Annotated in this window: 15 protein-coding genes; 7 read left to right on the top strand and 8 right to left on the bottom strand. The window is 51.2% G+C overall.

What is annotated here, in order from left to right; all coding sequences use genetic code 11:
- The first annotated feature begins 226 nt into the window (after nt 1-226).
- The 4 genes from Pla110_RS14900 to Pla110_RS14885 all read left to right on the top strand — a co-directional run bounded on the left by Pla110_RS14900 (nt 227) and on the right by Pla110_RS14885 (nt 5,864).
- Nucleotides 227-1,225: a PhoH family protein gene (locus Pla110_RS14900; protein WP_144996604.1), complete on the top strand. Its 999-nt coding sequence runs from the start codon at nt 227-229 to the stop codon at nt 1,223-1,225.
- A gap of 403 nt (nt 1,226-1,628) precedes the next feature.
- Nucleotides 1,629-4,022 (top strand): HD family phosphohydrolase, encoded by a 2,394-nt coding sequence (locus Pla110_RS14895; protein WP_144996602.1) that lies wholly within the window; start codon nt 1,629-1,631, stop codon nt 4,020-4,022.
- Nucleotides 4,023-4,058: 36 nt separating this feature from the next.
- Entirely contained in the window at nt 4,059-4,544 is a 486-nt protein-coding gene (gene ybeY / locus Pla110_RS14890) for an rRNA maturation RNase YbeY (protein WP_144996600.1), read from the top strand.
- Nucleotides 4,545-4,565: 21 nt separating this feature from the next.
- Nucleotides 4,566-5,864: a hemolysin family protein gene (locus tag Pla110_RS14885; RefSeq protein WP_144996598.1), complete on the top strand. Its 1,299-nt coding sequence runs from the start codon at nt 4,566-4,568 to the stop codon at nt 5,862-5,864.
- Nucleotides 5,865-5,890: 26 nt separating this feature from the next.
- Here the strand turns inward: Pla110_RS14885 and dusB are convergent, their stop codons facing one another.
- The 4 genes from dusB to Pla110_RS14865 all read right to left on the bottom strand — a co-directional run bounded on the left by dusB (nt 5,891) and on the right by Pla110_RS14865 (nt 10,652).
- Nucleotides 5,891-6,973: a tRNA dihydrouridine synthase DusB gene (gene dusB / locus Pla110_RS14880; protein ID WP_144996596.1), complete on the bottom strand. Its 1,083-nt coding sequence runs from the start codon at nt 6,971-6,973 to the stop codon at nt 5,891-5,893.
- Nucleotides 6,974-7,091: 118 nt separating this feature from the next.
- Nucleotides 7,092-8,372, bottom strand: coding sequence for a serine--tRNA ligase (serS, locus tag Pla110_RS14875; protein WP_144996594.1), 1,281 nt, complete (start codon nt 8,370-8,372; stop codon nt 7,092-7,094).
- A gap of 73 nt (nt 8,373-8,445) precedes the next feature.
- The gene (locus Pla110_RS14870) at nt 8,446-9,831 is read right to left on the bottom strand and encodes a dipeptidase (protein ID WP_144996592.1); all 1,386 of its coding nucleotides are present in this window, start codon (nt 9,829-9,831) and stop codon (nt 8,446-8,448) included.
- A gap of 200 nt (nt 9,832-10,031) precedes the next feature.
- The gene (locus Pla110_RS14865; protein WP_144996590.1) at nt 10,032-10,652 is read right to left on the bottom strand and encodes an FHA domain-containing protein; all 621 of its coding nucleotides are present in this window, start codon (nt 10,650-10,652) and stop codon (nt 10,032-10,034) included.
- Nucleotides 10,653-11,014: 362 nt separating this feature from the next.
- Between Pla110_RS14865 and Pla110_RS14860 the strand changes: the two genes are divergently transcribed.
- Together Pla110_RS14860 and Pla110_RS14855 are read left to right on the top strand one after the other, a co-directional pair.
- Nucleotides 11,015-12,496 carry a leucyl aminopeptidase gene (locus Pla110_RS14860; RefSeq protein ID WP_144996589.1) on the top strand — a complete coding sequence of 494 codons (1,482 nt, stop codon included), beginning with the start codon at nt 11,015-11,017 and terminating at the stop codon, nt 12,494-12,496.
- A 50-nt stretch (nt 12,497-12,546) separates the two neighbouring features.
- Nucleotides 12,547-13,230, top strand: a complete 684-nt coding sequence (locus Pla110_RS14855; protein ID WP_144996586.1) for a hypothetical protein — start codon at nt 12,547-12,549, stop codon at nt 13,228-13,230.
- Nucleotides 13,231-13,249: 19 nt separating this feature from the next.
- On the opposite strand, the gene Pla110_RS14850 is transcribed toward Pla110_RS14855, so the two are convergent.
- The 3 genes from Pla110_RS14850 to bioB all read right to left on the bottom strand — a co-directional run bounded on the left by Pla110_RS14850 (nt 13,250) and on the right by bioB (nt 18,937).
- On the bottom strand, nt 13,250-14,047 hold the full coding sequence (locus Pla110_RS14850) for a biotin--[acetyl-CoA-carboxylase] ligase (protein ID WP_144996584.1): 798 nt from the start codon (nt 14,045-14,047) through the stop codon (nt 13,250-13,252).
- Between the two features lie 68 nt (nt 14,048-14,115).
- A complete protein-coding gene (locus Pla110_RS14845) occupies nt 14,116-17,616 on the bottom strand; it encodes a pyruvate carboxylase (RefSeq protein WP_231742482.1) in 3,501 nt (1,166 codons plus the stop codon).
- A 286-nt stretch (nt 17,617-17,902) separates the two neighbouring features.
- On the bottom strand, nt 17,903-18,937 hold the full coding sequence (bioB, locus tag Pla110_RS14840; RefSeq protein ID WP_144996582.1) for a biotin synthase BioB: 1,035 nt from the start codon (nt 18,935-18,937) through the stop codon (nt 17,903-17,905).
- Between the two features lie 340 nt (nt 18,938-19,277).
- Between bioB and galE the strand changes: the two genes are divergently transcribed.
- Nucleotides 19,278-20,270: a UDP-glucose 4-epimerase GalE gene (gene galE, locus Pla110_RS14835; RefSeq protein ID WP_144996580.1), complete on the top strand. Its 993-nt coding sequence runs from the start codon at nt 19,278-19,280 to the stop codon at nt 20,268-20,270.
- Nucleotides 20,271-20,398: 128 nt separating this feature from the next.
- On the opposite strand, the gene glgX is transcribed toward galE, so the two are convergent.
- Nucleotides 20,399-22,462 carry a glycogen debranching protein GlgX gene (gene glgX / locus Pla110_RS14830; RefSeq protein WP_231742479.1) on the bottom strand — a complete coding sequence of 688 codons (2,064 nt, stop codon included), beginning with the start codon at nt 22,460-22,462 and terminating at the stop codon, nt 20,399-20,401.
- Between the last annotated feature and the right edge of the window lie 179 nt (nt 22,463-22,641).

Raw genomic sequence — 22,641 nt, 5'->3', positions numbered from 1 at the left:
GGCTGACAAGGGGAGTTTTTCGTTGAATTGATTAAAGTCGCTGAAGAATCGTACAGAACTTCCAAGGGGCTTTGCCGTGGTAATTCGAGATGGGTAAAATTAGTGAACGCCGCAGAAAGTGAAATCTCTCTTACATCGGCAACGGTTTTCTTCCATTCACTCATTCGGCTCGCGTGGCATTGCTAGAGACTGCTTGAAATCGCGAACTGATGTTAAAGGACTATGCATGACAGAAGCGACTTTACCCGTGGAAAGCACGGAGATGGTTCGGGCCCTGTTCGGAAATCAGGATCGCTATCTGAGACAGATACGCGACAGCATTGGCGTGGATATTTTGGTACGTGGAGACGAAATTCGTTTGCAGGGACAGAGTGCTCAAGTCGAAAGAGGCGTTTCGATCTTGCAGGAGATGCAGTCCATTATCGAGCAGCGAGGCTTTTTGCGCGATGAGGAAGTGGACCGCGTGTTGAAAAATCCGGGCGCGGCTCGGGAAGAATTGACTAAAGAGACCGCAGCACCGGTTGTGAATGGGGAGTCTGTTGCAAAGCATGTCGCTCCGCTGCATGAAAGTCTGAAGAAGATCAAACCCCGGACTCCCGGTCAGGTGGAATATGTCAAAGCGATTCAAAATCACGACATGATTTTCTGCACGGGACCAGCAGGATGTGGAAAAACGTTCCTGGCGGCAGCACTGGCAGTGAATGACCTTCGCGAGGAAAAAGTTCGCAAGATCGTACTCGTCCGCCCCGCCGTGGAAGCGGGGGAAAGGCTCGGGTTCCTGCCGGGAGATTTGCTTTCCAAGGTCAATCCATACTTGCGGCCATTACTGGATGCTCTCCATGATCTGCTCGATTACGATCAGGTCAAACGGTATATGGAGAATGACATTATCGAGATCATTCCTCTCGCCTTCATGCGCGGTCGTACCCTGAACGATACGTTCATTATTCTGGACGAAGGCCAGAACACGACCTGCACCCAGATGAAGATGTTCCTCACCCGCATGGGTCACAACTCGAAGATTGTTGTTACCGGCGACGTGACCCAGATCGATCTGGATAAAGGGGTACAGTCAGGGATGAAAGACGCGATGCGCCGTCTTTCGGAGGTTTCGCAAATCGCTAAAATTCGAATGCGGCCCGAGGATATTGTGCGGCATCCACTGGTCGCCCGTATCGTCGCGGCGTACGATGGGGAGAATTCCAGCGACGGTAAGACGGAATAACCGCTATTTTCGAATTTGGGTACGGCGGCAGTCGAGTCGGTTCCCAGATTGTATATGGTACACCGATTCAGTTATGCTATTTTTGTAGGTTCGCTGGTTGTAAAATACTCTCGTGAACTTTCAAGGGGGCAATTCGTTCTGCTACGGTTTATTTACTAATGTAGTCGGGTGTATAGTCTGTCTGGCGATGACCTCTTTTTCTTCTTCTCCAATCTGCAACGGGAACTGGACTATCTGTCTCAAGAGCCCCATCTAGGATTTACGCAGCTTGCCGTTTATTGATGAAAGCGATTTCTTCAATATTCAGCGGTAGTGCGAGCCCTCCGCCGAGATTATTCAGGGCGTCGGGTCTCCTTTGCGTGCCCCTCTCCTTTCCCTTTCTGTTCACCTAAAAGTCATCATTATGGCGCTCTTTGGAGCAAAACGAACTCGGACCAGCAATTTCAAAACGACAGAGTCGTGGAAGGAACGGTTGGATCGAATCTTCAGCAACGAGAGCTTTTTGCTCCGGTTGCTGGCGATGGTGGTGGCGATTCTGGTTCTGTCCGTCACGGTAGAAGCCTGGCGGGCCCCTTTTACTTATCGTTTGGGGGAAACAGTCCCACAGGGGATCCTGTCCCGAATTGATTTCGAACGGGTCGACAGTTTTGAAACAAGACAGGAGCAGGAAGAACGGGCCCAGAAGGTGCCGCTCTATTACTTGCGAAAACCAAATGCATTGCAACAGACTCTGCAGCAGTTCACGCTAGATCTTCGCGCCATACTCGAAGCTGAAAAACAGGCGGATCTGACTTCCGAAGTACAATCCGCTTTTGGGTTGGATATCACGGATACGCCGGTAGCGCTTCCCGAGAATACGGAAGGTCTGGTTCCGGAAGCAGGGACCAGCACCACTCCTCCGGCGGCGAAAGTCGAAACGAAATTCCAACAATTGAAACAGGCTCTGACACTGGCTCCCGATCCGGAACTTGCTGCGAGTGCAGGACAGCCCCCGTTGGTTGTATTGGAAGAAGTGACCGAGGAGTTCCGCTTGTTTCTGGATCCCCTGACCGAACTGGGGATCGTAAACGCGGATGAGCTAAAAGTACTTACACCGAATTACAGTCGGGAAGTCGCTCTGGTTACCCCTTTGAGCAGTGAGGAGGAAGAAGAAGTTGAAATCGTCCCCGCCCAGGACGTTCTTCTAAGTTATGCCTTACGTGAGTCAGGTCGTCTGGGAAGAAAATGGTCGAGCTTTGGACAGTTATCGCAGATTCGACCTTACGTCGAACATTGGTTGTCCGTGCAAATGAAACCGACGTTAACGTACTCCGAACAACTTACGCAGCAACAGATGAATGAAGCACGTAAATCGACCCCGGAAGTGACCATTAAATACCTCGCGGGAACGGTGTTGTTACCACCCCGTAGCGAAATCGATGCGGTCACCTTAGAACTGTTACAGTCCGAGCAGGAAACGATTTATAAATACAGCTCTCCACAGAGAAAGCTGGTTCGCTTCTTCACAGTGACATTACTGATCTCCGTGCTGGTGATTCTGATGGGAAGCTTTCTCGCCAAGAACTATCCACGACTCGTCGGTTCTGCAGGAAAACTGTCTGTCTTTTTGACCGTGATTGTATTGACGATCTTTCTCGCTCGGTATTTTTCTGCCGATCCCTGGCGGGCAGAGTATATTCCCTTCCTGGTAGCAGTGATGATTCTCTGCATCGTCTATGACCAAATGCTTGCCACGATCGTCAGTTTTGCCGTCGCTTTGATCATTGTCGTTTCTACGACGAACGATTTGAAGCAATTCATACTCCTCATGTCGGTCGCGGCAACTGCGATTATCCCCCTTTCCAAAGTGCCTTCTCGACTTACCTTGATTAAGGTCGGGTTTCTGGCGGCTGTGGTTGCTTTCATCGTCTACTGGGGAATTGCCATTCTCGGTTCCGATTCCATAACACAACTCTTCTTCAATCCCAATCGGTACCTGCAAAGTCTAAAATGTTCGGCATGGTGTCTGGTGGCGGGATATGTGGTAGCTGGAAGTCTTCCCTTCATTGAGTCGACTTTCGGTGTCGTTACGAATATCAGCCTGCTGGAGATGTCCGACCCTTCTCATCCGTTATTGAACGAGTTGGTTCGCCGGGCTCCGGGGACATATAACCACTCCATCAATGTCGCAAGTATTGGTGAAACCGCTGCCGAACAGATTGGCGCGAATGGTCTCCTGGTTAGGGTTGGGGCCTATTTCCACGACATTGGTAAAATGCTGAAACCAGAGTACTTTATTGAAAACATGAATGCGGGACAGACGAGTCGACATGACAATTTGTCCCCTTCGATGAGTACGTTGATTATTATCGGGCACGTGAAAGATGGCGTCGATCTTGCACGGAAACATCACCTTCCTCCCCAATTGATCGACTTTATTGAACAGCATCACGGAACGACGTTGGTTGAATACTTCTATCACCGTGCCAAGGAAAATGCCGAGCAGGATCCGGAACAGGATGAAGAAGTCTCGGAATCGAGCTTTCGCTATCCTGGCCCCAGACCTCAGAGCCGTGAAGCGGGAGTAATGATGCTGGCGGACTCTGTCGAAAGCGCAAGCCGTTCACTGACCGATCCAACACCAAAACGTATCGAGTCTCTGGTAGACGCAATCACGATGAAAAAGTTGAAAGATGGGCAGTTTAACAGCTCTGGCTTGACGCTCACTGAAATAAATAAAATTCAGACTTCCTTGACGAAATCACTGATTGGTATCTATCACGGTCGTATTAAATATCCCGAAACGAAAGCGGACTGATTGGAACGACAGTTCCAGAGGAATACGTTTTTTACTATGTACCAGTTGGACATCGCCAATCAGCAGGAATTGCTGCCGGTGAATGAATCGGAACTTGAGAAGGTCGTGCATCTGCTGCTAAACGAAGAGCAGGTCGCCGCCGCGGAGATCAGCCTGGTTCTCGTCGACAATCCGACACTCCGGGAATTGAATATTCAGTACCTGAACCACGATTACGACACGGATGTGCTCAGTTTTCTGCTGGAAGAAGAGCAGCTCGAGGTTTTGGACAGTCCCCGGAGGGGAGCTGGCAAACGAATCGAGGGAGAATTGATCATTAGCACCGAAATGGCGATCGAAAGAGCGCCCGAATATAAATGGAGTGCTGAAAATGAGTTTATCCTCTACCTGATCCACGGTATATTACATCTGCTTGGATATGATGACCTCACCGACGAGGAGCGGATGCTCATGCGAGAACGCGAACAAGCTGTGCTCACATTGTGCGGGCTGGAGCTCCCCGCCTCGACCCCTAACGAATAACTTGAAATCTGGAGCAAATACTTGTCGCTCTTCTACTGGTCCGCATTGCTCACCTGCTGGGGAATTGCAGCCTTCTGGCTCCTTATGGTCCGCTATACGCTGCATGATTTTTCACGGAGCCGACTGGAAGCGATCTGCGAAAAGAAGAATAAAACTTCTCGATTCGGTGATATCCTCAAAAAGCAGGACCAGGTGCTGATTCTGGTCGATCTCGTGTTGCTATTGGCTTCATTCTTCGCCCTTTCACTGTTTAACCAGAGCAACTTCTTTTCCTCTATGGGAAAAGAGACTGCTTCCGATACAGCTCTTTGGATTACCGAACTCGTTCTCGTGTTCCTGGGTTTATTCCTGGGGCTGATTATCATTCCCTGGTCTACGGCCAGAGTCGCAGGCGAGATTATTCTGTACCACAGTTGGACGATTCTCGGTCCAATGCTGGTTCTGGGTAAACCCTTCGTGCTCTTCGCGGAATCGGCGAACAAACTAATTCACCGGCTCGCAGGTCAACAGGAACCGGCTCAGTCCGACTCGGAAACGATTGCGGAAGAATTACAATCGGTCATAGATGAAGGCCAGAGAGAAGGCGTTCTGGAGGACAATGCGGGAACGATGATGTATCGGGTCATGGAGATGGCCGAACAGGATACATCTTCAATTATGACCCCAAGAACTGACATGGACTGCATCCACGTCGATGGCTCGCTGGAAGAAACACGACGCCAGGTGGTTGAGGCAGGGCATTCGCGTATTCCGATCATCGGCGACTCCACGGACGACATCATCGGGATTCTTTACGCAAAAGACCTGTTGAAAGTCACTCCTGAAAAAGCAGACCGATTTTCACTAAAGAAGCTGGTTCGGCAACCGCTGTATGTTCCCGAGACTACGGGCATCAATACGCTGTTGGAGACGATGAAGAAGGAGCGTATCCATATCGCTATCGTCGTCGACGAATACGGCGGAGTGGCTGGCCTGGTCTGTATGGAAGACATTCTGGAAGAGATCGTCGGTGAAATTGACGACGAATACGACGAAGAAGAAGCAAGCGGGTTCGAGATTATTTCCGAAACCGTCGTCGAACTCGATCCCCGGTTACATATTGATGACGTGAACGAGCAGTTCGGCTACAAGATTCCCGAAGAAGGGGACTATGATACCATTGGCGGGTTTATCCTGACCATTCTCAACCGGGTGCCTACGCAGAATGAAGTTCTCAGTTGGAACCACCTGCAATTTACAATCCTGGAAGTCGATCAACGGAAAATTAATAAAGTCAGGATCGAAGTCTCTCAGCATCATCCAGAACTACCCGTCGATTAGGTTTTCGGCAGGCTTTAGATGATGAATTACCAGCGTTCTACGGCTCCCGAGGGGACAGGGACGTGCATGTCGGGGAGTAATCCCGTTTTCGTGCCACCATTGGGGCCAAGCTCGGAAATCTTCTGGAGAATTGTCATTAGCTCTTCGCGGGTTTTGCACATCTGAAACTCATGTCGATGAACCGGTTTGACCCGCATCCCTTTCAGGTACCAATGGCCCATCTTCCGGAACGCGATCAACGCATGCTTAATACCGTGTTGTTCTTCGAGGTAACCGAACTGTCGCATCATCAGGGAGAGGCGTTCTTCGAAGTTACCGGGTGAGTCGTACTGACCTGTGGTTTCCCATTGGGATAGTTGACGGAAGATCCATGGGTTAGCCAGAGCCCCCCGACCGATGGAAACCCCATGACAGCCCGTTTCGCGCAGCATGGTCGCGGCATCCTCAATGTTCAGAACATCTCCGTTGCCAATGACGGGGATTTTGTCGACCGCTTCGACCACTTTTCGAATGCCATCCCGGTTGACGGAACCGCTGAAACCTTGTTCCCGGGTACGGCCATGGATAGCGACTGCGGCGACTCCTACTTGTTCGAACTCTCGGGAGAAGAACGGAGCGGAAAGCTGGGAATCATCCCAACCAAGTCGCATCTTAACGGTCACCGGAATGGAGACTGCTTCGACGACTCCTTGAACGAGGGCGACTGTTTTGTCGACCGAGCACATCATGCTGGCACCGGCTCCCCCTTTCACAATCCTGTTGACGGGACAACCCATGTTGATGTCGATGGTATCGATACCGCGCTGTTCAAGGAAGATGGCGACGTCCCGCATGGCGATGGGGTCGCTTCCGAAGATCTGAACGGCGAAAGGGCGATCAGTTGGATGGGATTCAATCATTTGCAGGGAACGGCGACTTCCCTCCAGCAGTCCCCGCGCATTGACCAGGTCGGTCGTCGCCAGTCCTACGCCCCCAATTTCACGGATGACGCGCCGAAACGACAGGTTCGTGAACCCCGCCAGCGGTGATAGCAGATACCGCGAAGGGAGTTTCAGCGGACCGTAGTGCAGCGGTTCGGGGAATATTGGTTGTTCCGGGAATGGGGACATTTTATCTCGTGGTCAACGATAGGATCTTCTGAAACCCTCTGGTGGGTCACATTCATCTTGGTTTTGGAAGTTCTATGACAGCCACAACCGGGTTTCGGGATGGGTTCAAGAAGAAGGATTAACCAATCTTTTCCTGCCCGACCCATTTCTGCAGGACTTCTGGAATTTTGATCGAGCCGTCGGCTTGCTGGTTGTTTTCCAGAACGGCAATCAAAGCTCGTGTTACAGCAACGGCAGTTCCGTTAAGAGTATGGACAAACTTGGTCCCTTTTTCGTTCGGGTTTTTACAGCGAATTCCCAGGCGGCGGGCCTGGTAGTCGGTGCAGTTTGAAGCGGAAGTGACTTCTCCGTAACTTCCCCCTTCGCCCCTTCCTGGCATCCAGGCTTCGAGGTCGTATTTACGGTAGGCAGGTCCACCCAAGTCGCCCGTAGCAGTATCGATGACCTGATAATGCAGCCCGAGGCCCTGGAAGATTTCTTCTTCAATGCCGACGATCTTCTCGTGAATGGCATCTGATTCAGCGGAATCAGGGGCAGCGAACGCAAACATCTCCACTTTGGTGAATTGATGGACCCTGTAGATTCCGCGTGTTGCCCGGCCATGTGCACCCGCTTCGGTGCGGAAACAGTGAGAGATACCGGCGCGTAATTGGGGCAACTGCTCGATATCCATCATCTGGTCTTTTTCGGCTCCGCCCAAGGTGATTTCTGCTGTCGCGACGAGGCTCAGGTCGGTGTTGTCGACCGAGTAAATCTGAGTCTCGCTTCCGCGTGGGTTGAAACCGATCCCTTCCAGTACATCATTCCGAGCCAGGTCGGGTGTCGTCATAATCGTGAAGCCCGCTGCGCGGACTCTTTCGACGGCGTATTGAATCAGCGCCAGTTCGAGCATGACGGCTTCGTTTTTGAGATAGTAGAAACCGTGACCGGCAACGCGACCTCCTGCTTCAAAATCAATGAGATCGTGCTTCTCGGCCAGCGAGACATGATCGAGAGGTTCGAAATCGAAGTTGGGTCTCTCACCCCATGTACGAACGACTTTGCTGTCGTCTTCGGTCTTCCCGACCGGAGCGTCGGGGTGAGTCATGTTGGGGATGTCACCCTGCAATATTCGCAGTTCTGTTTCGACTTCTTTTTGTTTGGCTTCGATCGCATTGATCTGTTCGCGAAGTTCTTTCCCCTTGGCAATCAGTTTTTGACGTTCGTCATTATCTTTGGCTTTGGGAATGCCACCGGAAGTCTCTTTCTGCTCACGACGAAGCTCGTCTCCCGCTTGAATATGCTGGCGGCGATGTCCGTCCAGTTCGATTAAGCGATCCAGATTGACCTTCACGCCCCGGTCTTCGCAGTTTTGTTCAACGGCGTCGCGGTTTTCCAGGATGTATTGCAAATCGAGCATGAATGTGGTCCGTCTGTCTGTTGGGGTATCTGCTGGTTAAGTGTGGGGAGGAATCGATTTGAAGTCGATCAGGTTACAGATTGGCAAGTTCCTGCCAGAGGCGGGCCGAAGCCAGCGTTCCCTGACGGTAGCCTTCCAGGCTGAATCTTTCGTTGGGACTGTGCAAATTATCCGTACTCTGTCCCCAGCCCAACAGGAGTGTATCGACTCCCAGAATTTCCTTAAAGGTCGAGACAACGGGAATTGAGCCTCCTTCGCGGATGAAAACGGGTGAAACGCCGAAGGCATGTTCAATTGCGATTCCGGCTGATTTCATCCAGCCACTATCGGTGTCAAATACTAATCCACCACAGCTGTGATATTGCTTGTATTGGAAGTCGACGCTGGCAGGACACAGCTCGCGCAGAAAAGATTCTAGAGAACTGTTAATTTTTTCGGGATCCTGATTCGGGACCAGGCGACAACTGATTTTGACACCTGCAATCGAAGGGACGATCGTCTTGGGGCCTTCTCCCTGATAGCCACTCCAGATCCCGTTGACGTCGCAGGTTGGGCGTGCCCAACGGCGTTCGAGAGTCGTGAAGCCAGCCTCACCGTAACCTTCGGAAACTCCAAGTGCTTTGAATAAAGCAGGTTCATCGAATGGAAGGTTGGCAAATCCGTTCCGTTCCTGCTCACTTAACGGAAGGACGTCGTCGTAGAATCCAGGGATCTGCACCTGCCCTTCGGCATTATGCAAACTGGCGACAAGCCGGGCGATGATATTGGCCGGGTTAGCGACGGATCCCCCGAAGAGGCCGCTGTGCAGGTCCTGGCCGGGACCTGTCAGTTTCAGCTCGCAGGCCGTAATTCCTCGCAACGCATAAGTGATCGCAGGAACGCCCGGGGCGAACTGGCTGGTATCACTGACGACGGCGACATCGCATTGAAGCATTTCCTGATGTTCACTCAGGAACTTATCGAGATTGTCACTACCGACTTCTTCTTCACCTTCGATGACAAACTTCACATTCACGGGTAGCGATCCCACGACTTTAAGCCAACTGGCGACCGAGTTGACGTGGGTCATCATTTGACCTTTGTCGTCAGTGGCTCCTCGGGCGTAAATGTGACCTTCGCGAATATCAGGATCAAAAGGGGGAGTTTTCCAGAGGTCGTATGGATCGGCAGGTTGAACGTCGTAATGGCCGTAGACCATGACTGTCGGGGCGCCTTCCGCTTTCAACCAGCTGCCGTAAACAATTGGATGCCCGGCTGTTTCGTAGATCTTCGTTTCCAGACCAGCAGAAGTTAGTTGCTTTTCAACGAATTCTGCACCTCGTTTGATTTCAGGGATGAATTTGGAATCGGCACTCACTGATTCAATACGCAGAAACGTTTTTAACGTTTCGATGAAATCATTCTGGTGGTCAGTCAAGTATTGTTCGACTTTTTGAAAATCAGCCAGAGTGGTCGGCATGGTGTTCCTTTTAATATCGATTCGGACGGGAAGACTGAACGAAAATAGGCAAAATGTAGAATTACGTTGCAACCGAATACGGAAAGCAAAGCGACGTTACGCACAGTATACAGATTGTCCACGCTTTCGGAAATCGAAGGGGGACAGCGAGAGCTGTGCGGCGCAGGAAGAGGAGTAGCAGGTCACGGGACTCGAACTGATTATTTGAAAATCGAAGAATCTTCCGGATGGTATTTCTGATTGTCGCTCTTCACCTCATCTTCGTTCATTTCGTAGATGGAGCGTTCCTGAAGTTCCTGACTTTCTTCGGCGGAGAGATCAGCCGGGGAAGAAGGGGGGGCTTTGGTCAGGCGAGATTTATCAGGATCCACTTCGTTTAATTTTACTTGAAGTGGATCTTCTTCGGGATCGTTATTGTGTTGGTCGTGACTTTGATCGCGCTGTTGCAGATGCTCCTCAATTTGATCGAGGTTGGTCGCATTGGCAGCGTGGATATCGGTTTCGATATCTTCGACAGGAGCGTCGGCATCGGACTGTCGTGCTTTCAGAATAAAGGCAACATCGCCGACGACCAGTTCGTCACCCAGTCTCAGAACTTCTTCCCGTTTGATACGGCGTCCGTTGACGTGGACTCCGTTAGTACTGCCGAGGTCGCGGATCATGAGCTTGTTGTTAACAAGAGCCAGACAACAGTGGCGTCGCGAGACTTTCAGACTCTTAGACAGAACGACATCGCAGTCGGGATGGCGACCGATGAAGACGACCGTTTTTTTGATCGGGATGCGGCGTCCTTCGCCGACTGGCATTAAATAGAGAGACATAAAACCTTCATTCTTGACCGAGTCACTGAATCAGACTTTGGCCCCAGTAAATTATACGTCGAGGTTCCCCCTCTATCGTCGCGTCCTGCGGGTTTTTTCTCGGTTTTCCGTATTTTAACGGATGAACCTGCCAGTTCCTACCCCGTATATTTCCATTGGTTAAAGAGGTTTGGGAACGATCTTGTCAAAAACGGTCGGGAAACAGGAGTGGAAGGGACATTATGGGAAAATCAGAGAATATGTCTCGGACAGGTGAGTTTTAGAAACGACAGGGGCAGGAACGGGCTTCCGGATTGCAGAAAATAGGTCCGATTTGTTAATACGGAGAACTCACCGACGTGCCCTCTGAAAGGATTTTTTGAATGTCTGTACAAATTTCGGCGACCCCCTGGCAGGATGTAGACGCGGATTGGTTGATTGTTCCCACCGTGGAAGAAAATCTGTCAGCGGCCTCTCTCACGAAGCTGAACGAACTGACTTCCGGATTGGTTGTCCGGGTCTGTGACCGCGAAGATTTCTCAGGCAAAGTTGCTGAGATGTTTCAGGTACCCGATCCAGCCGGGGTGAAAGCGACTCGCCTATGTTTATTGGGGTTGGGGCCCGCAGAAAAATTGAATGGTGATATCTTTCGAAAAGCGATGCGAACCCTCATTCGTTCCCTGTCACGGAAAGAAGACCAAAACCTGGCGATCATTCTCGAACAGGACCTGATTGGTTCATTTTGTCCCGAGTACGCCAGTGAAATCATTGGCGAAGCGATCGAAGTCGGAACGCGCGGGCAAGACCTTTATCGTGAAAAACCAAAACGTCATCCGCTCGAATCACTGACGATCTTAAATGAGAACATGGATCTGGCTGACGCTGCGGAGCGGGGCACGATTCTCGGTGCGGCGATCAACATTACGCGCGACGTAGTGAATTCACCGCCGAATGCAATCTACCCGATTTCCTTCGCAGAACTTGCGGACGAACTTTGTGCGGATCATGATTTGACCTGTACCATTCTCGATGAAGATCAACTCGCCGAGGAACGGATGGGATCGATGCTGGCCGTTGGTACCGGAAGTGACAACCCAGCTCGCCTGGTCGTGATTGAATACCGCGGTGCAGGAGCGGATGATCCCGTGCTCGCACTTGTGGGTAAAGGGGTCACTTTTGACAGTGGCGGGCTATCTTTGAAACCGAGCGACGGTATGAAAGAGATGAAGATGGACATGGCTGGTGCCGGTACGGTACTCGGCACGATGATGGCCATTTCCCATTTAAAACTTCCAGTAAATGTCACCGGTTACATGGGTCTCGTCGAAAACATGGTGAGCGGCTCCTGTTATAAACTGGGAGATATCCTCACCGCTCGAAACGGCTTAACCATCGAAGTGCTTAATACCGACGCCGAAGGTCGATTAGTGCTGGCCGACGTCCTGAATTATGCGGCCGACCAGGGCGCCGCCAAGATGATCGACCTGGCAACACTCACAGGGGCTTGTCTCGTCGCTCTGGGAACCGATATTACCGGGTTGTTCTCTAATAATTCGGAATGGGCGAACTCCGTGAAAGAAGCGGCCGAGATAACCAACGAACTTGTCTGGGAAATGCCGATGCACGATTACTTCGCTGACCAACTGAAAAGTGAAGTTTCGGAACTCAAAAACATTGGTCCCCGTTGGGGTGGTTCGATTACCGCTGCGAAATTCCTGGAACACTTCGTCGACGATAAACCGTGGGTCCACCTCGACATCGCCGGCCCCGCCTTCATGGACTCGGAAAAACCGGAACGCGACGGCGGAGCGACAGGAGCCATGCTGCGAACTTTGGTGGAAGTCGCGAGGAACTTTAAGGGTTGATAGGAACTTGACTAGGTTTTAGTTCTGGTGAAAAGCGAGAGTTTTTTATTATGGTGTTTCATCACTTCAGAAAGTTGTTCGAACGCTTCATCACGGACTCTAAACAGAATTCTCCAGAAGACGTAGTGGACTTTGTCGAAGAACTTTTGTCGCTAGGTTACCTCAAATATGCTCAGGGTGAATACCACTCGACGATCAAAGAGCAGTTGATTTCTTCTGTAAAAGCTGGAGCAATCATCACTGATTGGGATGATGATTGTGTTGGGATGGATCGTCGTAGTTATCCCGCAGATAATGAAGCCTTGGCGGAAGGTGCAATCGGAGAGTGTATTCGCTTGATGGTTCCTGTCTTAAAAGCAGAAAACATCTGCGTTGACTTGATTGCCGATCATTTCGACGAAGATCGCTATACCGTTGAGATCAACGGTAACCGGCATCTGATCTATACCCAACAATATGTCGAGCAATCCATCTACCATCCAGATGGAGCCGACATTTGGACTGTGGCGTTGATGCGGTTGTTGGAAGTACTCAATTCCATGTTCGAAGAGGTTGGCTCCAGCGAACGCGTCTTCGCACACATGGGAGGCAACGACGGCCGCATAATTGTTATTTCGGAAGAAATGTATCAGCATTATCTGCGTCACATTGAACTGTTCGAACGCAGTGAGAAGCTCCAAACGGCAAGCGAGGTTCGCAGTGAACTTCATGTTGACGTATACGATATGAAGTAGAATTGGCTGACACAAAGTATCAAAATGCCACGATTGTTCCGCCGATTAATCGTTCGACTTTGTGTTCCGTTCTGAGGAGTAGGGCACCTGACTTGTCGATGCCCTGGCAGAGACCGATTGTCTGTTGGTCGCCCATTTCATGGGTGATGGTGCGACCCGTGAGCAGGCAGCGGTGGGACCACCGTTCGATGAAAGAAAGGTCGTTATGAGCCAGACGAGTCCAGGTCTGTTCCAGCTGCTTAAGTAGATCGATCAGAATCGTCGTCAGGGGATACTCGTCACCGACTTGATCAAACAGTGAAGTTGCCCGCTCTTTCAATTGATCGGGGGCCGTGTGGAACGAGTTATTCACATTGAGGCCTATGCCGACGATGACGCGGTCGGGTGAAGGCATTTCCGTGAGAATCCCGCAGATTTTGCGGGTACCCATATAAACATCGTTCGGCCACTTCAGCTGAACGACCTGGGTGGGGGAGTAGTCTTCGAGTAAATCGGCAATCGCCCAGCCCGTGGAAAGAGAGATCAAAGGTAGGTGTTCTGGCCGAGTGAAATTGGAAGCATCCACAATCACGGAGAAGGTCAAACAGCCTGCTTGTGCCCACCACTGATTTCGACCTCGCCCGCGACCTTTGGTTTGTCGTTCGGTCAGAATGAGGGTCGGAGGTTCCGTCGATTTCTGTTTGCAAAGTAGAGCAGCCTGTGTGTTCGTCGACTCGATCTCCTGATGGAAATCGACATCGTTAATAAACGTCTCCCGTTGGATCTGATTCAGGCAGAGAGCGGAGAAGGAATTGAGATCGGGGACGAGTGAACCCATGCCGGTCTCACCTTCTTCAAATGCAAGTTGTCTATAGGGAGGCGATCATCAGCTGAAAGCCGACGTCGTTAAAACTCGATTTCCATCAACAGGTCGCCTGTATCTACCTGGCTACCTGTTTTGACGAAGATCGCTTTGACGCGGCCATCCTTATCGGCGGTGGTATTGGTTTCCATTTTCATCGCTTCGAGACTGAGCAGTTTGTCTCCTTTTTCGACCCAATCCCCTTCCTTGACGGGGATGTTGACCACCATGCCTGGCATTGCTGCGCCAACGTGTTCCGGGTTGGAGGGATCGGCTTTGGCCGCCTTTTTCGTCTCCGGTTCAAGGGAGAGGTCAAGAACAGAAACGGCACGGGGTTGACCGTTCAACTCGAAGAAGACCGACCGGCTTCCGTCGGCGTGAGGTTCTCCAATCGAGATGAAGTTGATAATCAACGTCTTACCTGGATCGATATCGACAGAGAACTCATCGTTCGATTCCAAGCCATAGAAGAAGACAGGTGTTGGCAACTGGCTCGTGTTCGAATATTTCTTCTGGTGCTGGACGAATTCTTCGTAAACTTTCGGATACAGAATGTAGGTGACGATTTCGCGATCGGTTGGTTTGCGGTCGAGAAATTTCTCGACTTCTTCGGCCGCTTTACCGAAGTCAGCTGGTTCCAACGTTTCTCCTGGACGGCCTGTGAAACCTTCCTCTCCTTTGAGGATTCGTTTCATCACATCCTTGGGGAAACCTCCCGGAGGTTGTCCCATACCACCACCGATCAAGTCGATGACCGATTGCGGGTAGGAAAGTTCTTTCTCACCATTCAGGACATCGTCATTGGTGATGTTATTGGCAACCATGAAGAGGGCCATGTCCCCAACCGCTTTGGAGGTGGGAGTGACCTTCACGATATCTCCGAAGAGACGGTTAACGCCGGCGTATACTCGGCAGACTTTCGCCCATTGATCAGCAAGTCCCAGTGCCCGGGCTTGCTGGTACAGGTTGGTGTACTGGCCGCCGGGCATTTCGTGGTCGTATAGGTCGGCTGTCGCGGGAAGGACAGCGCTTTCGAAGGGAGAATAAAACTCGCGTGCGGAACGCCAGTAATCCGCGATTTCGTCAATCGCTTCGGTCTGAAGTTCTGTGTTGCGATCGTGGAACCGGAGTGATTCACATAGCGTGTTCAGGTTGACCTGCGACGTTCCACCGGAAAGGGGAGCCATCGCCGCATCGGCAATGTCCAGGTTTGCCTCTGTTGCACGTAAAATGGACGCGGCCTGAATGCCGGCGGTGTCGTGCGTGTGGAAGTGAATCGGAATTCCGACTTCCTGCTTCAACGTTTTGACGAGAATCTCGACGGCGTCAGGTTTACAGAGGCCGGCCATATCCTTAATCGCCAGGATGTTGGCACCCATATTTTCCAGTTCGCGAGCCAATTTAACGTAATACTTGAGATCGTATTTAGTTCGCTTTGGATCGAGAATGTCACCGGTGTAACAGATGGAAGCTTCGCAGATAGCACCCGAATCGCGAACTGCTTCCATGGCGACTTTCATGTTCGGTACCCAGTTCAGGGCATCGAAAACACGGAAGACATCAATTCCCGCAGAGGCGGCTTCTTTCACAAACAGTTGAACGACATTGTCCGGGTAGTTTGTGTATCCCACAGCATTCGATGCTCGCAGCAGCATCTGGAACAGGATGTTTGGAACTTTATCGCGCAGTTCGGTCAATCGATCCCAAGGAGATTCTTTAAGGAATCGCATCGTGGTATCGAACGTGGCACCGCCCCACATTTCGAGAGAGAAGAAATTCGGGCAGTTATAAGCGTAAGCGCTCGCGATCTGGTTGAGGTCGTAGGTACGAACTCGTGTCGCCAGTAGTGATTGGTGTGCATCTCGCATCGTGGTGTCGGTGATCAGCAGACGTTTCTGATCCAGAATCCACTGGCTGAATTTCTCGGGACCCAGCTCCAGGAAGACGTCGCGTGTTCCTTTAGGAAGAGGGGCTGTGATATCAACTTCTGGAGTCGGAGCTGGTTCATTTCTTAACGCTTTTGGCCGACCTTTGACCAATGCATTTTCGTTAATGATTACCTCGGCGAGATAAGTCAATAATTTGGTTGCCCGGTCTTTACGCGGTTTGAAGACGAGCAGTTCCGGGGTTTGATCGATGAACCTGGTTGTGCATAAACCCTCGACGAAAGTGGGGTGATGCATCAATTTCATCAGGAAGGGAATGTTGGTCTTCACACCACGGATTCGGAACTCGCGTAATGCTCGATCCATCTTGCGAATGGCATCGACGAACCGTTTTCCTCGGGCAGTGACTTTCACCAGCATCGAGTCGTAATAAGGAGCAACTACAGCGCCACTGAAGGCACTACCTGCATCGAGCCGGACTCCCATACCATTTGCGGCTCGATAATGGACGAGACGGCCATAGTCGGGCATGAATCCGTTTTCAGGATCCTCAGTCGTCAGTCGACATTGAAGTGCAAATCCCATGGTTCTGATCTGCGACTGATCGCCAAGGTCGATTTCCGGATCGGCAAGTGGATAACCTTGAGTCACGAGGATCTGGGTTTTGACGATGTCCGTCCCCGTTACTTCTTCAGTAACGGTATGTTCGACCTGGATACGTGGATTCACTTCGATGAAGTAGAATTTGTTCGTGTCGGCATCAACGAGGAATTCAACAGTACCGGCACATTTGTAAGAAACCTGTTCGCCGATTTTGAGTGCTGCCTGGCAAAGGGCTTCGCGAACTTCAGTTTTCAAGTTCGGAGCGGGCGCGATTTCGACGACCTTCTGATGCCGACGTTGTACGGAGCAATCTCGCTCGTACAGATGGACCAGGTTGCCGTGATGGTCACCTAATAATTGAACTTCAATGTGCCGGGCGGCCGTGATGAATTTTTCAACGAAGATATCGGGGCTGCCAAATGCGGACAGCGATTCGCTTTGGGCTGATTCAAAGTTTTCTTTGAATTCTTCTGCTTTCTTAACGACACGCATTCCCCGGCCACCGCCACCGTGGGCCGCTTTCAGGATGATCGGATAACCGAGGTCTTCTGCGGTTTTCATTCCCTCTTCGACGCTCTTGATTGCGGCGCTGGAACCACCCAGGACGGGGACTTTGGCGTTTTCTGCAATAAGTCGGGCCTGGGTTTTGTCACCGAGCCGAATCAGGGTGTCAACCGTCGGTCCGACAAACAGGATACCGGCTTCTTCACAGGCTTTGGCGAACTCAGGGTTTTCTGACAGGAAACCGTAACCAGGGTGAATCGCGTCGACTTTGCATGCTTTGGCGACTTTGATGATCCCGGGAATATCGAGATACGCCCGAATCGGTTCCCCTTTTTTCCCGACCTGATACGCTTCATCCGCTTTAAATCGATGCAGAGCGAATCGATCTTCATAGCTGTAGATGCCCACCGTATTGATATCAAGTTCGGTAGCAGTCCGCATGATACGAATGGCAATTTCACTTCGGTTGGCAACCAGCAGCTTTTTGATCGGTTTAACGTTCATTGTGGTAGAGAAAATCTTCCATTCGCTAGAAGTTGATGAAGATAGCATGATCGAGCGATGTCCGGTTCGTCTCAGTGACGCACCGTGGTCGTTCGATCAGTTGTCTCGATGTAGAAAGTGACGGTGACTCACTTTCCGGACGAAGTACGTACCGGGTCGCAGGTCACAGAATACTATCATCCGGGGTTCAGTCGCAATTGACTGGCGACATTGGAGCGAGTGCAAGGTCAAAAAACGGCGGAATCGCTCCCTTTTCCGCAGAATCGATTCGTCCCATGCACGTCGGAAATAGACTCATGTGCAGGGAAGACTGGCTGATTTGCCGCTAAAGTGACTAATTCGCGGTCGCCTCTTCCTGGTGTTCGTGACCCATCAGGACGATTTCGAAGCCAAGATCTTCGACCATGGCGAAATCTTCCTCTTTCGTTTGTCCGGATGTCGTCAGGTAGTCGCTGACAAACATGGAATTCGCCGGGTAGAGGCTCATCGCCTGCATGGAACGCAGGTTAATTTCGCGTCCACCAGCCACTCGGATTTCGGTAGCGGGATTGATCATTCGGATCAGGCAGAGTGCTTTGAGGCAAAAACGGGGGTCAAGATCGTGTTGATCTTCCAGCGGAGTGCCATCGATCGAGTTCAGGAAGTTAACCGGGAGGGATTCGACTTTGAGCTCCCGCAGTTCGCAGGCAACGTCGACGAGGTCTTCCGGTGATTCACCCATACCAATGATCAGGCCACTGCACAGTTCTAAACCGGCGTCGCGACTGACTTTGAGAGTGTCGATCCGGTCCTGATAGGTGTGGGTCGAGCAGATATCGTCGTAATGACTGCGACTTGTGTTCAGATTGTGATTGATCCGGTCGACGCCTGCTTCTTTAAGTTCCAGGGCTTGTTCCGGTTTGAGCAATCCGAGGCAGCAGCAGATGTGAAGGCCGTATTCGTCTTTGATTTTGCGAACGACGTTCGCGACGTGGGTCACTTCGCGGTTGGTGGGGCCACGTCCGCTGGCGACAATGCAGTATGTCCTCGCCTGGGATTCCGCCGCCTGCTTAGCACCGGCGATCAGTTTTTCCTCGTTGAGAAAAACGTATTTGTCGATCGCGGCGTCAGAAACTTTGGATTGGGAACAATATCCGCAGTCTTCCGGGCAGAGGCCACTTTTGGCGTTCTTCAAATAGTACAGCTGTACCTGATTTCCAAAATGTCGCTGTCGGATTTCGTAAGCAGCAGCCAGTAGATTCAGGAGCTCGTTGTCCGGAGCCTGCAGGATGGCTAAACCTTCCTCGCGGCTGAGTTGTTCTCCGTTCAGAACCCGGCCAGCCATTTCGTGCCAGCGAGAAGCGGAAGCAATTGAAGGGGAGACGGTCATCAGTTCAGTACCTTGAAGATAATAGTAGCAAGGGCGGTCATTTCAGCAGCCCTTCGAAATTCGAATACGCAGGTTATCATCCCGACCAGCACCTCGACAAGCCAGATCGAATTTAACAGTCCGTGAATGCGATCAATTGACCGAAAGATGCTGGCAGATTGAACTTGGTGCTTAATCCCTAGGCACCCTCTATGAAAAAAATTTGAACTCCTCTGATATCCTTTCGGTACCGGTTGTTTTCCAAAGTCCCCTTCCGTTAAAAGAAACCCGCTGTAGAAGAAATCTACGGATTCTCTCCACGCACAGTCTCTCACCTGAACTTATTTCTGAAAGTAAGCATATGACTATCCTGGTTACAGGGGGAGCCGGTTACATCGGTTCCCACGCAGTACGACAACTACTCGCTCGTGGAGAAAAAGTCGTTGTGGTCGACAACCTGTTTCGAGGCCACAAGGAATCTCTTCCCCCCGAAGTGGATTTCTACGAAGTCGACTTGATCGAGCAGCCCAGGCTCGAAGAGATCATTAAGAAACATGCTATTTCCGCCGTCATCCATTTTGCTGCACTCGCATATGTTGGCGAATCGGTCGGGAATCCTTACTGGTACTATACAAATAATACGGCAGGAACATTGTCGTTGTTGAAAGCGATGGAAGCGTGTGATCTCAAGAAGATCGTATTCAGCTCCACCTGTGCTACTTACGGCGAACCCGATGATCTGCCGATTCTGGAGACGACACATCAGGAGCCGATCAATCCATACGGCTGGTCGAAATTGTTTGTCGAACGTTTTTTAATGGACAAACTGGCAGAGGATTCTGACTTCTCGTTTACCGCCCTGCGATATTTCAATGTGGCCGGTTGTTCTCTGTCGGGTGAGGTTGGTGAAGATCACCAGCCTGAAACACACCTGATCCCGCTCGTTTTACAAACAGCAATGGGACAACGGGAGAGCATCAAAGTCTTTGGTACAGATTACCCCACTCCGGACGGTAGCTGTATCCGCGACTATGTCCACGTCGAAGACCTCTGCCGTGCTCACTTGCTGGCGCTCGACACGATGAAGCAGGGCGAAGGCCGATTTTACAACCTGGGGATCGGCAAAGGGTATTCGGTCAAAGAAGTCATCGATTCCGCCCGTCGCGTTACCGGTCGAGAAATCCCAGTAATCCTGGATGAACGTCGCCCGGGTGACCCGCCCGCGCTGTACTGCAATGCAGACAAAATCAAAAACGAACTCGGTTGGGTTCCTGAAATCAAAGAACTGGACGACATCATCGCTTCAGCCTGGAGTTGGTTCCAGGCGCATCCGGAAGGTTATGACGCGAAATAATCAGCGTTTCGGATCTGATCCGCAGATATCATAGTTCAAACGAAAAACGGTTTCTCCCGCACATGCAGGAGAAACCGTTTTTTTATTCAAGCTTTAATATCAGACTTTGCGTGTCACTTAGGTGATGTTCACCAGCCGACGTAACAGCGAAGAGAGCGACCATACAAGGTGATGTTGGTCGAAGATAATTTGGGACCATCGTCCTCAAAGAAAATGTCATTGGGCGTATCGGCCGCCGTGTCGATGACCAGTTTCCATTGAGCAGGGATGATCGTCTCGGGGAGTTGAACCCGAACCGGTTCCCAGCCGGAGTGCATGACAATCATGATGTTATTGCCAGCCTCTAAATCGTCGGAAGCGAGGTTGCCACCGAAGAGACAGGTCAACGTTTGCTGATCGTGGGCCCAATCGACCGGGTGGCCGAGCCAGTTGTACCAGGAGACATCGGGAAGACGTAACGGGTCGGTGACTTCACCCGAGAGAAACTCGGCCCGTCGCAATGAGGGTTCAAAACGACGTAGTTTGATCAACCCTTTGGTAAATCGCAGCATATCTTTATGGCGATTGACCAATTCCCAGTTGAACCAGGAAAGGGCATTGTCCTGACAGTAGGTATTGTTGTTACCCATCTGCGTCCGCCGGACTTCATCGCCACAAAGCAGCATCGGCACACCCTGGCTGAGGAACAACGTCGCCATCATATTTTTGATCTGACGGTTTCGCAGCTTTTCGATCTCTTTGTTCTTCGTTGGCCCTTCATGCCCGAAGTTCATCGAAAGGTTGTGGTTTTCTCCGTCGCGGTTATCTTCGCCGTTCGCCTCGTTATGTTTGTCGTTGTACGAAACGAGGTCGTTCATGGTGAAGCCGTCGTGGGCCGTCACAAAGTTAATGCTATGGTATGGAGCTCGGTCCCCCGACTGATACAGGTCACTGGAGCCCGCCATCCGCGTGGCGACTTCGCCCAACGAGGGAGTGTAACCATTCCAGTAACGGCGGACATCGTCCCGAAAACGACCATTCCATTCTGCCCAGCGAATGTGCGAGAAGGAACCGACCTGATAGGCGCCGGCGGCGTCCCAGGCTTCTGCAATAATTTTCGTATCGGCAAGCAACGGATCTTCGGAGATCGTTTCCACCAGTGGTGGATTCGGTACAAGACGACCGTGACGGTCTCGACTGAGAATCGACGCGAGATCGAACCGGAAACCGTCAATGTGGTAGTTGCAGACCCAGTGTCGCAGGCAATTAAAAATCATCTCTCTGACAACCGGGTGGTTGCCGTTGATCGCGTTACCGCAACCGGAGTAGTTACTGTAGATTGCTCGGTCGACTTTTTCCAAGTGATAATAGACGCTGTTTTCCAACCCTTTGAAACCGAGCGTCGGACCTTTGGCATTTCCTTCAGCCGTGTGATTGAACACGACGTCCAGAATGACTTCGATCCCGGCCTGATGGAGAGCCTTGACCATCTGTTTGAATTCATTCACCTGACAGCCCGGTTCGTCACCGGCAGCGTATCCACGGTGCGGTGAGAAGAAAGCGAGCGTGTCGTAGCCCCAGTAGTTGGCCAGGCGGTCGTCATCCGGGTGCCAGTGATTGGTGGGGAACTCGTGAACAGGCATCAGTTCGACGGCGGTGACCCCCAACGATTTCAAATAGGGAATCTTGTCAATAATTCCGAGATAGGTTCCCGGATGTTCAACACCACTGGTTCCTGACTGGGTGAATCCGCGGACGTGCATCTCATAAATGATTGTTTCCGAAAGAGGACGCCCCAGGTGTCGGTCCCCATCCCAGTTGAAGTCATCATCGATAACAACGCATTTCGGAGGGCGGACAATGCCATCCCTCCCATGCTGATAATCACCTGCCAGTGCTTTGGCATAAGGATCGATCAGACGTGCTTTACCATCAAACCTGTGCCCTTCCGACGGAGCCCATGGGCCATCCGCCTGGAAATGGTACAACTGTCCCGCCCCGATAAAAGGGATAAACAGCGTCCAGATGTCACCACATTTCCCGTTGGCTTTGTCAAATTCGATGATCTGACGCGGGTTGAGGTCATCTACGTTATCGTAAAGCAGCAGTCGCATATCCGTTGCGGATTTACTGTAAACCGCGAACTGGACTCCATGTCCCTGCAGGATCGCTCCGTAGGGAAATGTGTGCAGGGACTGTATTGGTGGATTCATTAGCGATGTTCCAAGCATTGTGTGTGAGCTCTATGATAGTAGATAATTGGTTGTCGGGTCATCAATCCTTGGACGGAACTCCTAAGAAAATTCTTTTCCGCGGCGGGCACGCCGATCGATGCAATCCTGGAAAAGAATAAGTCACTTCGAAGTATTCGGCTCGATTGCTGTTGAAATTT

Source organism: Polystyrenella longa (genome assembly GCF_007750395.1).
Lineage (GTDB): Bacteria > Planctomycetota > Planctomycetia > Planctomycetales > Planctomycetaceae > Polystyrenella > Polystyrenella longa.
Note: the sequence above shows the minus strand (reverse complement) of the source record. Positions and strands in the feature narration are given on the sequence as shown.